This is a genomic window from Oleiphilus messinensis, assembly GCF_002162375.1.
GTDB lineage: Bacteria > Pseudomonadota > Gammaproteobacteria > Pseudomonadales > Oleiphilaceae > Oleiphilus > Oleiphilus messinensis.
Map to the genome: position 1 here is coordinate 6,184,492 of NZ_CP021425.1, position 13,663 is coordinate 6,198,154.

A 13,663-nucleotide genomic window follows, 5' to 3' on the forward strand; every position below is an offset into this window, starting at 1 on the left:
TCGAGCAGAGTTTGTGCTATTGCCCCAGCACCGCATCAACCGCGGCAATCCGCAGCAATCCTTCGGGTGTGCTGATCACAATATCGGGTCCTTCAATGGCTTCCAGACGATGTCCACCCGGTAATATCGCCCCCAGGTAATATATGGATCCATCGGCCATCACGAGATAGGGATCCAGACCATGTACAACACTGGCAACCCGCCTGCTTTCATCCGCTTCACGTACAACCTCATCAAGATTGCGCGCAACCACGGTTTGCAAACCTTCGATATCGCGCATCGCACGAGAATGTATCACCTTGGCCAGTTTTTCACCTTCGCCAAAGTGTCCACTCACTTCGACGCGACCATCACCCAAATAACGGGTTTCCGCCCAAATTCCGGACAACCTCAGTATCTCCTTAACATCATTGACCAACCGTTTCGCATCTGCGGCACTGGTCTGAGCCGCCGGCGACTCGTCTGAGCCATCATCAGTAACTGAAGGGTTCGCGACATTCGAAACCTCATCAGGCAGGGTTTCAAATGTGTTTGGAAATACACCATATCGCGCAGACAGAAACAGGGCGATCGAAAGCAAAAACAGCAACACGGGCACGGTAAAATAAAACAGTTTTCCCCAGTGCAGTTGCCTTTTCCGAGGTTCGGGCTCAATGACCATTACCGGTGTGCTCAGCCCTTCCCTTTGGTCTCGCTGTTTTACCTCGATGCGTATTTCAACACCACCAATCCGAAACACCTGATTTAACGGGATCGTACGGGTATCCCCAGGAACCAACTTACGATCTTCATACCATGCCGGTCCATCGATAGGTCGTAGCCAAATTTCTGTGCCAACGATACCGAGCATGCAGTGTCTGGGTTGTACACCTTCATCTGACAATATCACTTCACACTCAGGCACGTTACCGATAAGCAATAAGTCCCGGTATTGCAACACATGCACAGCCCCCGCATGGGCTCCCGACAAAATTTTTACGAAAAGCTCACGGGTCTCTTCGCCCTCCGATATCCCATCGGTTTCGTTGTCCGTATAGGGCCAGTAACGAACACGGGATCCAGGGCTGACTTTTTTCCGGTTTTCGGAAGTGATTTTTCCGACTCCTTCAGAACATGTTGAGTTGCTCTCGTCCATATTCTTCCCGACAATTTGTTCGGCACGTCGCGATAACTTTCTCGCGACCGTTCTGGGTTGACTCCGTTGTAGTCTGCCGTGTCTGACCTGCAGGTAAAATGCGTGGAGAGATCAAAAACAGTCGCTCACTACTACCTTGTATTTTGCTTTCGGTTTTAAACAGTGACCCCAGCCATGGAATATCACCCAACAACGGAATTTTCTGTGTTGCAACCTGTGAAGTCTCACGAACCAGCCCCCCCAATAAAAGGCTATGTCCCTCATTAACAATGGCTTGTGTTAATACAGCATTACGCGTGGTTGCTGGCACGGAGTCGCCAGAAGCATCCTGTGTCATATTGATCGCACCATCTTCAACCGTGATAATCAGGCGAATCTGGGTATCGATATCATCTCGAATAACATGGGGGGTCACACGCAAAATGGTACCGGAAAAGACTTTAAACAAGTCAGTTTCAAATGCGCCCTGAACGGGTACATACAGCGATTCACTGCTTTCAATCACCGCTTCCAAATCGTTTAATGTGGCAACTTTAGGGCGAGATGAGACACTGATAACGCCTTCCCGCTGTAACAGGTTCAATCGCGCAATAAACTGATCTTTGTTACCTACAATTGCGCCAATTCCCAAACCGGCAACCCCATCCAAGGGTGCCACATTGCCAGCGGCGAGTGCCTGAAGAAAATTTCCTTTGGTATCACTGTTACTATCTTGTGAATTAAACAACGAAACCTCAATATCATCTTCAGCAAAACGCCAATCTACACCCAGCTTCCTTAATTTATCCTGGTTAACATCAATAATCGCGGCTTCTATCTCAATCAGGGGAGAGCTGACGTCCAAGGTGCGAATCAAGTCTTCATACATTGGAATTCGATCCGGGGCATCACGGATAATAATCGCGTTGTTGTAGGCATCAGCGACAATGCGAGAACCCTCACTCCCTTCCAGGATCGGCACCGCATTGGATGCCCCTTTCGTGTGGCCAGGCGCGACCGACCCGGTATCGGTGAGATCAATAACTTTACCGGAACTCAGCACTAACTGTCGGGATCCCGTATCCCCGGAAAGTGCCGCCAACCCCTTTCCTTTCAAGGATTCCGCTTTTGCTGGCTCGGCAATATCAATCACATCGCCACTATAACCGGTTTGCGTTGGCCCATGAATAACCTGCCGCAAAATACTGGCAACCCCGGGTATCGTTACATTACGACCACCGGCTGAAAAACTTCGATCCGTCGCCCATGCATATTTAAGCGGGATATAGCGAAATACGGTCGTTGGTGCATCCCCCTGATACGCAATCGCCTGAACCATACGCAACATTTGATCAACGAATCTGGGGACACCTGAAATTTCCACCAGACCTGATGCTCGATCCACAACAATAGCGTTATTTCGGTCTTGAAGTTGAGAGCGACTCAGGGCCCTGCGCAGTGCCACGACACGATCATCGGGGAACGAAAAATAACGGTGGGATAACTCATCAACCGTATAGAGGTATGCCGAATTGCCATCGTAATAAGGCACCAGGCCATTGGATTCCACGATGCGATTGAATATCCGCTTTGGGGAGCCATTGCGAGGGCCATTAAGGGTTCGGCGATCGGATTTAATGGGCTCACTCAAAACCAGACGCAAACCATTTTCATAAAAAAAACGTTTGAGAAACACTTCCAGGGTTTCTCCATTGAGCATGTAATTCACTTCTGTCCCATCCGGAAGCGGTATGTCTCTGGCTTTAACGGTGGAACTCGTGAATGTCATGTAAAGCGTCAGCACGACCAGTACGATCAAAACTTCAATTCGCAGACCGCGTGCGGATAAATGGTTATCCATCTTGCCAATTCCCTTTGTGTGATAATTCATGTTGTAGAAATCATGTCGTTTACGAAAATTCAATGGCGCTGATTCAGCCCCCCAATCGACCAATCGGTTCCACCTGCACATCCCCTGTCAACTCCTGATAGGATAAAACAGGCAAGGCGAAAAACTCTTCTTCCAATAGTTTTCGGATAAAACGCCGAACATCGGCAGAACACAACAATACAACCTGCTCCCAGCCTGTTTTATGTTCATTTCGAGTTCGGTTGAGTTGTTCGGAAATCTGTTTCATCAGCTCTGGATCAAGTGGTATGTGCTGGCCCGCAACCTGTGCAGGTTCACGAATCGATTGCCGAACGGCTTCTTCAATTTCAGGGTGCGTCAGCACAGCTTTGAGTTTACGCTCTGTACCACTGTACCGGTCACTGATTTGCCGGCGAATCGCAATACGGATATGCTCGGACAGAAGCGCGATATCTTTTTCCTTGGGGCCAAATTCGGTTACCGCTTCAAATATATCGCGTAGATTCCGAACTGGAATGCACTCCCTCAACAGTCGCTTCAAAATATCGTTCAGTCTCTGCGGCGGTACAACCCGGAGCGTTTCCTTAACCAAGTCCGGGTAATCCTGGCTCCATAGATTCACAAGATTCGATGTTTCCTGAATCCCCAGAAATCGGTCAAGGTGATGCGTTAACGCCAATTCCAAATGCGCTTGCATGAAAACTTCCGGTCCGGACAATACACTCGAACTACCTTCTCCCAAGGCCCCCGCCTCACCCGGTTCAACCCAGTAACCCGGCATCGCAGGGGTAACGCCTGCGGCCTGGGAATGTGAACCTGATGATGTAGGTATCGCAACATCGCTTTTTACAAAAATTCTACCCGCCTCAATAGCTCCGGTCGCAATGGTCACGCCATAGGCTTCGAGACTATATTGATAACCTGTAAGCTGATCGTTCTTCCGGGGCGTAGCCTTGGGGATGGGTACGCCGTATTCTTCACGCACTTTCTGGCTGATTACAGTAAACGCTCTGATCCAGTTGCTCGTTTCAGCTAAAGACAACATATCCGGACTCAGAGACAAAACCACTTTGTCCGGTGGTTGTAAAGTCGCACTTTCCGCTAAAACCAGCGCGCTGTCTGCGCTAACAATCTCTGGGCTTTTGCCCATTATTTTCAACAACGGTGGAAAGCCTGTACGCCAGGCAAAAGACAACAGCAGTAGAATGCCCATCACCAAAAAGACGGGCCATGGAAAGCCGGGAACCAATGTCAACAAAAGCGATAAAATACCACCGATCAAAACCACACGGGGATACGCAGACAACTGCCTTCCGATTGCATCTCCCAGGTGCCGCTCATGGGCTTCCCCTGTAGACCGGGTAATAATCAATCCAGCCGCGATGGAAGTCATAAGCGCCGGAATCTGGGCGACGAGACCATCACCCACAGTAAGAATGCTGTATGTTTGTACCGCATCTCCTAATGGCATGCCACGCTGCAAAACACCAATCGCCAAACCGCCGATAATATTGACAAGTACAATGATAATTCCAGCAATTGCATCACCTTTAACAAACTTCATGGCACCATCCAGACTGCCATGGAGTTGGCTCTCAAGCTCCAGCAGGTGTCGCCTTCGGCGTGCTTCATCCTTATCGAGAATGCCTGATCGTAAATCGGAATCAATAGACATCTGCTTTCCGGGCATGGCATCCAGTGAAAACCGGGCAGAAACTTCAGCGACACGCTCTGAACCCTTGGCAATAACAACAAACTGCACCACAGTGATGATGACAAACACAACTATACCGACAACCATATTGCCACCAACGACCATGCGACCAAAGGCTTCGATGATATGACCTGCATCACCATTGAGCAGAATCAAACGGGTAATAGCAATAGAGAGCGCGAGGCGGAACAACGTGCTTAACAGAATCACACTGGGAAAGCTGGAAAAGGCAACGGGTGTCGGGATGTAAATCGCTATCAGCACCAACCCCACAGCGAGGAGAATATTGACCGCAACCAGCATGTCGACAATAAAAATCGGCAACGGCAAAATCATCAAAGCGATAATCGCCACGACGCCAAAGGCCAAAGCAATGTCGCCGTATGATGACGCGCCACCCGCCTGAGCAGAGTCGGCACGCTTAAAATCCAGAAGCCGGTTTAACATTGTTGCCATAATTCATCCTTGGAGTCTTGCTTCCATCGACCTGTAGTCACAGGTCATACTGCTCTTGACTTAATTTGACACTCAAAATAAATCAGTTACTGCCTTTTCAAGCACTACATTTCACTTTAAAACTGAACTCGTTTTATGCTCATAGGCCGCTTTCCAGTTGGTGACTGTTAAATCTGAGGAAAACGAATCTTTAGCTTTCAAATCCGCCGCGACACTCGAGATACTCGACTCCGGCACAATTTGAATACCGCTAGAGCTCACTGCGATCAATATTTGCGCCTGATTGTATTCCGCAACAAATACTCGCTCCTTGGCACCTAGTGGAACGTTTTGAATCAATTTCAAAGGCCCCTGATCTGCTTTTTGCCGCACTCTCCATTTGATCATCCATACCGCCAATGCAGCCAGTAACAAGGTGAGCGCCACGGGAACAAAAACTGAAGTAAAAATTTGAGGTTCTGGCGAACTCGCAGACGGCGTTTCGGCCGCAAAAGTGAATCGGGGAAACAAAAACAGAAGCGAGATCACACCCAAAAATTGGGGCACTGCGCACCGGAAAAGATTGGATAAACCGCTACGCGCAGATGTATCGAAAGCGGTTACAACAAACGCGGGGTTTCGCGTTGAAATCCATTTCTGTGACATATTCACTTCCCATTTGAACGACTGCGAATTCTTAATCCTGAGAATCCACTCAAACATCACTGTTCGATCACATACAAGACAGGGAAAAGAGAGATTTCCGATAACTCGGAGGAACCGCCGTTTTCGCACTGTAACGTCCAGAATCGCGAACCGGATCTGAACAATGAGTCAAAGTCTACACCAATTTACCGGGCCACTCCAAGCCTAAATTCAATCAATACACTCGAATACCAGCGACAGAAATCCCAAAAATTTAAATTGAGCACAGTGCAAACTTTTCACCCTTTTACTTTTCGATTGAGTTGTGTATGATCCCGCAAAACGCTGAGCTAGGCGTAACCCCGGAATGGCAAACAGGATGCCCCGGGCAAGGAAGAACATATACTCAAGGAAAGGAGAGTCTGATGTCGCTGCAGCGCAGATGTGGGGCAAAACCGCTTTTAGCCATACCCGCTAATCAACACAATTCACCCGTACTCCGATCCGGTCAAGCTGCCCCCGAAATAGTCACAACACAGCCCTTGCTGGAAGCACTTACACTGCCGGCTGCGATATTTACGACAGCAGGGCAATCCATTGAGGTGAACAGCCGGTTTAAAACAGCATTCCCCTTCCTAGGCCCGAAAGTAAAGCTCTCAGATTTTATCAATGCCGCCGAGTTTTTTTCGATACCGGAAGCCAGTTCACCTGAGATGATGGCAAGCCTCAACTTGCCATCAGCAGATCAAAACCCGATTTCCGACGATGAGCCGACACTGGCCGAAAAACAGGAATTGTATTTTCCACAATCCGGACAAAGCTATCTGGTCAAAACATCGAGCTTCTGCATGCAGGACTCATCATTCCTGCTGGTGATTGCAATCAATATCGATACTCAGCTGGCCGCCATTCAGCATCACAAAAACCTTCATGAACAACTGTTTTTGACGTCGAAATTTATGTCTGTAGGGGAAATGAGCACGGTACTGGCCCATGAACTTAATCAGCCTCTTGGAGCCATTACAAATTACCTGAATGCTTGTCGAACACTGCTCGATAATAACCCCGACGCAGGAAGTGTCGCACTGGATTTACTTGATCAGGCGTTGAGTCAGGCGCAACACGCGGCATCCATTGTCAGCCGGGTACGTGAATTTGTCATGAGTAAACAACCACAGAGGGTTCCAGCCTCACTGGTCAAACTGGTTCGAGATGTGATTGAGCTCCTCAAACTTGAAACGCAAGCTCACCATGTGCGTATCATTTTCGAACCTGACACCGTACTGGATCAGGTTGAAGTTGACCGAGTCATGATCGAACAGGTGTTGGCAAACCTGATCAAAAATGCCGTTGACTCCATGCATGCCGTTCCGCCGGTGGACCGCATTATTCTCATCGACATATCCACTCCGGGAGCAGATGAGATTCGCCTTGCGGTAAAAGACTGCGGATGCGGCATTTCCGAAGCCGAAGAAAATCAATTATTCAGCCCTTTTTACACAACGAAATCCGATGGATTAGGAGCCGGACTCGCAATTTGCAAGTCGATCGTGGAATACCATGAGGGTCGCCTGTATTTCAAGCGCAATACCTATTCTGGCGTGACGTTCTTTATGGAATTGCCGCTTTCGTCAGACAACTGCCATAAATCGAGTTAACCGGGAACCACCGATAAATGACTCTGATCCACATCATCGATGACAATGATGGCTTCCGTGATTCATTGTTTTGGTTGCTTCAAGCCAATCAGTTCACCGTGCACACGTATGCCTCTGCCGAAGAGTTTATCGACACACTGGGAAATACAGAGATCAAATCACTGGTCCAGTCCTGTGTCCTGACCGATGTGAGAATGCCGGGAATTTCCGGACTGGAATTAATGGATCACCTCAGGGATCTGAAACTGGGTGTGCCCGTAATTGTAATGACCGGTCATGGTGATATTCCACTTGCAGTTGAAGCGATGCGAAAGGGAGCATACAGCTTCATGGAAAAACCGTTCGAAGCCAGTGTGTTGATTAACAGTATTAAAGGCGCACTGGAAGAGCCCGGCACCGAGTTACGCAATCCTCTGCGGGCAAAAGCAAAACTGGATCAGTTATCGCCCCGCGAACGCCAGGTACTGGAATTAGTTTGTGCAGGCCAACCAAACAAAGTGATTGCGACAACACTAGGCATCAGCGTCAAGACAGTTGAATTACACCGTTCAAGAATGTTCAACAAACTACAGACCAAGAATATTCAGGATCTCATAAGACTGACATTGGGCTACGAATAATCGCAGACCCCGGATTCACAGAGTACTCAGGAAGAGTGTGCCATGGCTAACAAACAAATCCCGGCAGACAGGATCGATCCCGAAGTGAAGCGATCTTATCGGGCTGCACAATTCGTCGAAGTCCGTCCCTCACCAGCACGAACAGGGGATACCGAATGGCTCAAACCCGTAAGCACCATATTGAAATCGATATCAGCTGAAACCGCACTGACAGCTCGGAATATCCATAAAACGGCACGGTTTGCGACCAGCAAAACCGGATGTAACGATCAGGTGGATCAAACTGAACATCAGGAGTGGCTGTTTGTGGCCCAACCTGACCCGCTGGATACAAAGGATCATGGCTGGATCAAGCTTGAGAGTGCTGACTTCCACTGCTACGTCAGCATTGACCATTTTTCCTGGGAACAGGTTTGCCCAAGAATGTCCTGGTGGGAATACCAGGAAGATGCCTGGCCCCTGGCCTGGTCATTGGAATATGAAACCTGGTTGACCGCATTCGAACAGCTGACACATACCGCCTGGCGCGCTACCCGCGTCGTTCAGCCCCAAAACGAATTGAAAGATAGCCAAATACTGTATCTGGCTTGGCGCTGTAGCAACGAGCCGGATAAGGCCAACCATAGGCAAGCGGAATACGAGCAAATTCAAGCCAGTAAAACCGCAGCAGAAATTGATGGTCACGCAGGGCACAGCAGCGAAGGCATAGAGCATATGGCGGAACTCGAAGATGCATTCAGGATTAAAGATCCCGTGCCGCTGACCAATGGAAAGACAACCCCCCCTGAGAACACGACTGAATTGGAAAGTGCCTCATTAACTCCGCACAAATCGTCGAAGGCCAAAATCGCCACAGGCTGTATTGCCTTGCCAATTCAGAATGGATGCGAAAATTTTATTCAGAAGATCGACTGGTCAATCACAGCGTATAACAACGACATCGCATTACGATTTCGGAACACCACGTTCAACTGCCCCTTCTCCATGCAACCTGTTGAAGACTTCAGTGCAGAAGAATTAGAAGCGTTTCAGCCAGGGGACATCATGCTGCTGGGTAACCTCTCCGCATGCGCAAACAGCATGACACTGGTCACCCCTCTTCCTGATTTGAAGTGGCACGCTCAGTACCGAAACTCAAAATTAACAATCATGAAGAGTAAAACGGTGCAATCAGGGCGATCCAGAATACAGTCGTTTCGGGTAAAAGGAGTCTCACGCTTTGGTAAGCAAAATCACAAACTGCACGGAAAACCGCAAGGTGACCAACATGGTAAAAAACAGGACGGTAACACAATGAATACTGAAACGACTGAACGCCAAAGTAAAGAAACGAGCAATAATATTCTCAAACAAATGCCGGTCAATCTGAGCTTTCAACTTGGGGAACTAACGCTCACACTCGAACAACTCCAGGACATACAACCGGGTTATGTATTTGAACTCGCTGAGCGGCTGGATCAAACACGGGCCATTGTCGTTGCCAATGGTAAAGCAATTGGGGAAGGGGAATTGATCGCAGTTGGCGAAACCCTGGGTATCCGCCTCACAGAGTTCAACGGCCATGGAATTAAGTAGCCTGACCCCGGGTGCCGTCATCGCCATGGTGGTTGGTTTATCTATGGCCCCTTTTGTAGCAGTGATGGTCACCTCATTCACAAAAATTGTCGTGGTTTTAAGTTTGCTCAGAAACGCTTTGGGACTGCAACAGGTCCCCCCGAATGTTGTTATTAACGGTCTGGCAATCATTCTGTCGATTTACGTCATGTATCCGGTCATGCTTGAAACCAATCGTTTGGTGACAGACAGCCCAATTTACCGGAGCGACGAGGGTATGACGCTCGATTCCATGGTCAGTCTGGCGCAGGAAAGTAAAGAACCGCTAAAAAGCTTCCTCATAAAACACTCAAGCGACACAGAACGCGCGTTTTTTCTAAGCACAGCTCGCTATTTGTTGCCTGATAACCGCAAAGGGGAAGTCTCGGAAAATGACTTTATTGTGATTATTCCAGCGTTCACAGTAAGTGAATTGACAGCCGCATTTCAGATTGGGTTTCTGATTTTCCTGCCATTTTTGGTGATCGATCTATTGGTTTCCAATCTTTTGCTGGCCTTGGGTATGATGATGATGCCGCCGTCAATGATATCACTGCCTTTCAAACTGCTCTTGTTTGTTGCGGTATCCGGGTGGACCCAACTCGTACACGGCTTGGTTGCAACTTATGTGTAAATACGACGGGTAAGCCAATGAACGTTGATATTATCCGATTTACCCAGGAGGCACTCTGGTTGATGCTGATTTTGACCGCCCCACCCGTGCTCGCCGCCGCATTTACCGGCCTGATCATCTCGTTTCTTCAGGCCATTACACAGATTCAGGAACAAACCATTCCATTTGCCGTCAAGCTGGCGGTCGTAGCGATTGTTTTACTGTTAATGGCCGGTGTGATTGGCGAAAATCTTTACCAATACACCAATCGTATTTTTGCCCACTTTCCCAACCTGACGCAATAACGAATCCCATGACGGATATCACGACCTGGTTACTCGCGCTTTCAGTAACCCTACCGAGAATCGCAGCCAGCTTTATTGTGCTGCCTCTGCTCAGTCAGGATGCAGTACCGGCATTAGTGCGAAATAGCATTTTTGTGGGCCTGGCGCTGGTGGTCAGCCCGCTGACGATAGAAACAATCAACCTGGCAGCAGTAAAACCGTTGGACTGGCCGTTTATCCTGATTAAAGAAATATTCATCGGCATAACCATCGGCTTTTTCTTTGCTTCAATTTTCTGGGCGATCAGTATCGCTGGCGGCATAATTGATACGCAAATGGGAAATAACATGTCCCAAACCATGGATCCGTTGCAGGGCAGCAATACTACCCTGACCGGGCTCTGGTTTTCCCGCTTCGCATCTGTGCTGTTTTTAACCAGCGGTGGCTTTTTGATTTTCCTGGGTGTGCTGCTGAAGAGCTATCGAATCTGGCCTCCCCACAGCTTCTTGCCCAACCTTACGGCAGACAGCGGTGCTTTTTTCATTTATGAGTTTGAATACATCATGGTGCAGGCGATGTTATTTGCAGCTCCGGTCATTACCGTTCTGGCGCTGGTTGATCTCTCTATGGGGTTGATTAATCGTTTTGCCCAGCAACTCAATGTACTCGCACTTTCATCGTCACTGAAAACGTGGCTGGGAACATGGGTAGCACTTTTGTGTCTTGGCCTCATGGTTGAGCTGGTGGTTCGAAAACTGTTTGAAAATGAACATATTCTGGCGCGACTACAAATCATATTTTCATGATCGTCTGAACGATCTCATCTGGAGCCAACCTTTGCTGCCATGAATTAGCCAAAACCCTCAATCGCGCCCGGGAAGATTTTGAATATGCGCCGTCAAACCCGGTTTCCACCACCAGAAGCAAATGTTGGCAATAGCGCTCCCGGAGCGTAGGCGAGGCGTCAAATAAATACAATAAGCGAATTAAGGCGAATTGATACAATGAACCAGAAAGATAAGCCTTTTGTGTTTTCTGGCCATACCAAACGGTTAAAAACTCCAATATGCCATAGCGACGCTTGGGAATCATAGCGAGCTGGTGAGCCGAAAATCCGGGACCGGAAAATTCATTCCAGGCGGATCCTGCTCCCCAGGCCGAGAGCGCTCCGGTGGGGAAATTGCTATTGTGCATTGCGAGATTCAGGCTCTCAGCCAAACGCACATGAAGGCCGCGATTCTGATGCTCGGATACCAAGATCAGAAACCCCAGAAACTCAATGTATGAAAGGCCGTTTTTCTTGTGGGTTAGTCGACTTAACAGATTTGCCAAAAGTTCAATATCTTCAATTCGCTCAAGTAGTGTTATTAACCGTCCAACTTTCTCCATTTCAGTACTTTCTCCTTTTCAGTACTTTCTCCTTTTCAGTACTTTCTCCATCTCAGAGCTTTCTCCGTCACAGTCATTGCGCTATCAAAGTAAGTGCTCTATCACTGGATTTTCTCAATCATGAAAAAGTTGAAAAACTAAACCTCATTCGGGGGAGCACCGGATAAAACATAGTTGACCAGTGCGTCCAGATCCTGCTGTGTTAAAAGTGCATCCAGGTCAGAATGATCCAGATAAACAGGTCGAGCCGCTGTAGTTTGGTGATCGATGATGCGTCTCAAAAAATGCTCATCGGTTGCGGTTTCCTGCAATCGGGAATTGGAATCATATTGACCACTCTGGACAGCGTCGGGTGTTTCCGGATATCGAGATCCAATTTGGGCTCCACCCAATGACTCGCTCACTGTTTCAGCCAGCTCTAACGGAACCGTTTCGGTTTCCTCGGCGCTAACAGGGGTTGAGAAAAAGTGATTAAAACGGGAAATATCCATGTTTTTCCTGATGTGATATCCTTTGCCTTCAAGCTGCATAGTAGCGAAACCAGTCGCGAAAAAATACTAGGGTAAACCCTAGGTTTGGCAAAAAATTTGTACTATTCAAGGATGAATAAATGGGTCAGAAAAAGGAATCCGATCAAACCGAACAACCCACCGCAAAACGGCTACGGGATGCACGTAAAGAAGGCCAGGTGTACCGCAGCCAGGACCTGAGCAAAACCCTTTCGTTGCTCTACTGGGTGTTACTCTTTTCGTTTTTACCCGGTTACTTCCTCGAGCATCTCAATACCCTGTTCGAGGCCGTTTTCCTGGGTATACAAAACCCCAACCAGCACACATTGAGCAAAGTTCTGATTGTCGCCAGTCAAGAGCTCGCCTGGATGCTTTTTCCTTTTATTCTGCTTGGCATGTTAATGGCGATCATTATCGAATATCTTCAGGTTGGACCGGTTATGGCCTTCAAGAAACTTCTGCCAAATTTACAGATACTGAATCCCACCGAAGGCATTACCCGGCTGTTTTCCCAGGAAAATTTACTGGAGGTTTTCAAATCGTTTGTAAAAGCCAGCGCGCTAACCCTGATTGTCATTCTGATTGTTCTGAGTTTGCTCGACCAGGTTCTGAAATTGCCCTATGGACCCTTAAACGCAACATTCAGTATTTATTGGCAGGCGGTTTCCTGGTCATGTGCAGGTGTATTGTTTGTGTTCTTTTTCATTTCCGTTCTGGACCTGATTTACCAACGCCACACCTATATCAAAGGCTTGATGATGAGCCGTCGGGATATCAAACAGGAATACAAGGAAAGCGAAGGTGACCCAATGGTCAAGAGCAAACGAAAGCAGCTGCATCAAGAATGGTCGCAACAAAATACGCTGGCCTCTGTGCGCAAGGCGAATGTTATTGTAACCAATCCAACTCACATAGCAGTCGCACTTTACTACGATCAGGATGAAACTGAACTCCCTGTGGTCGTTGCCAAAGGTGAGGACTACATGGCCCAACAAATCAGGGAAGAAGCCGAGCGCTGTAATATCCCCATTATGCGCAATATCGAGTTGGCGCGGGGGCTATATCGGGATATTGAAGTCGATAATTTTATCACTCCCGAGTTTTTTCAGGCCGTTGCAGAGATCCTTCGCTGGGCAGACAGCATTCACAACGAAGATAGATCAGAGTCCTGAGCTTCGATCAAAATGCGAAACAAAACCGATATCCAATAAAAAACCAG

13 protein-coding genes are annotated in these 13,663 nt (G+C 48.2%); 7 read left to right on the plus strand and 6 right to left on the minus strand.

The genetic code is table 11. The annotated features are described in order from the left end of the window. Positions 1-16: 16 nt before the first annotated feature. The 4 genes from OLMES_RS26965 to OLMES_RS26980 all read right to left on the minus strand — a co-directional run bounded on the left by OLMES_RS26965 (position 17) and on the right by OLMES_RS26980 (position 5,799). On the minus strand, positions 17-1,135 hold the full coding sequence (locus OLMES_RS26965) for an FHA domain-containing protein (protein WP_087464109.1): 1,119 nt from the start codon (positions 1,133-1,135) through the stop codon (positions 17-19). Beyond that, entirely contained in the window at positions 1,107-3,086 is a 1,980-nt protein-coding gene (gene sctC, locus OLMES_RS26970; RefSeq protein ID WP_087464110.1) for a type III secretion system outer membrane ring subunit SctC, read from the minus strand. Before sctC ends, OLMES_RS26965 begins: the two co-directional genes overlap by 29 nt. Next, positions 3,049-5,154 (minus strand): type III secretion system export apparatus subunit SctV, encoded by a 2,106-nt coding sequence (gene sctV, locus OLMES_RS26975; protein WP_087464111.1) that lies wholly within the window; start codon positions 5,152-5,154, stop codon positions 3,049-3,051. Before sctV ends, sctC begins: the two co-directional genes overlap by 38 nt. Positions 5,155-5,265: 111 nt before the next feature. After that, positions 5,266-5,799 carry a flagellar biosynthetic protein FliO gene (locus OLMES_RS26980; protein ID WP_157678646.1) on the minus strand — a complete coding sequence of 178 codons (534 nt, stop codon included), beginning with the start codon at positions 5,797-5,799 and terminating at the stop codon, positions 5,266-5,268. Positions 5,800-6,203: 404 nt separating this feature from the next. Between OLMES_RS26980 and OLMES_RS26985 the strand changes: the two genes are divergently transcribed. The 6 genes from OLMES_RS26985 to sctT are packed head-to-tail and all read left to right on the plus strand — an operon-like array spanning position 6,204 to position 11,352. After that, entirely contained in the window at positions 6,204-7,436 is a 1,233-nt protein-coding gene (locus tag OLMES_RS26985; protein WP_198343149.1) for a sensor histidine kinase, read from the plus strand. Between the two features lie 17 nt (positions 7,437-7,453). Further along, positions 7,454-8,056 (plus strand): response regulator transcription factor, encoded by a 603-nt coding sequence (locus OLMES_RS26990; protein WP_087464114.1) that lies wholly within the window; start codon positions 7,454-7,456, stop codon positions 8,054-8,056. A gap of 42 nt (positions 8,057-8,098) precedes the next feature. Next, a complete protein-coding gene (locus OLMES_RS26995) occupies positions 8,099-9,631 on the plus strand; it encodes a FliM/FliN family flagellar motor switch protein (protein WP_087464115.1) in 1,533 nt (510 codons plus the stop codon). Further along, complete coding sequence (sctR, locus tag OLMES_RS27000) at positions 9,618-10,283, plus strand: type III secretion system export apparatus subunit SctR (protein WP_087464116.1); 666 nt, start codon at positions 9,618-9,620, stop codon at positions 10,281-10,283. Before OLMES_RS26995 ends, sctR begins: the two co-directional genes overlap by 14 nt. Before the next feature lie 17 nt (positions 10,284-10,300). Continuing rightward, positions 10,301-10,567: a type III secretion system export apparatus subunit SctS gene (gene sctS, locus OLMES_RS27005; protein WP_087464117.1), complete on the plus strand. Its 267-nt coding sequence runs from the start codon at positions 10,301-10,303 to the stop codon at positions 10,565-10,567. 8 nt (positions 10,568-10,575) lie between these two features. Further along, positions 10,576-11,352, plus strand: coding sequence for a type III secretion system export apparatus subunit SctT (gene sctT, locus OLMES_RS27010; RefSeq protein WP_087464118.1), 777 nt, complete (start codon positions 10,576-10,578; stop codon positions 11,350-11,352). Here sctT and OLMES_RS27015 read toward each other — a convergent pair. Both OLMES_RS27015 and OLMES_RS27020 read right to left on the minus strand, forming a co-directional pair. Further along, the gene (locus OLMES_RS27015) at positions 11,339-11,935 is read right to left on the minus strand and encodes a hypothetical protein (protein WP_087464119.1); all 597 of its coding nucleotides are present in this window, start codon (positions 11,933-11,935) and stop codon (positions 11,339-11,341) included. The two genes, sctT and OLMES_RS27015, sit on opposite strands and share 14 nt — an antisense overlap. Before the next feature lie 137 nt (positions 11,936-12,072). Beyond that, a complete protein-coding gene (locus tag OLMES_RS27020; protein ID WP_157678647.1) occupies positions 12,073-12,426 on the minus strand; it encodes a hypothetical protein in 354 nt (117 codons plus the stop codon). Positions 12,427-12,545: 119 nt separating this feature from the next. On the opposite strand from OLMES_RS27020, the gene sctU reads away from it, so the two are divergent. After that, positions 12,546-13,616, plus strand: coding sequence for a type III secretion system export apparatus subunit SctU (gene sctU / locus OLMES_RS27025; protein WP_087464121.1), 1,071 nt, complete (start codon positions 12,546-12,548; stop codon positions 13,614-13,616). Positions 13,617-13,663: the final 47 nt, after the last annotated feature.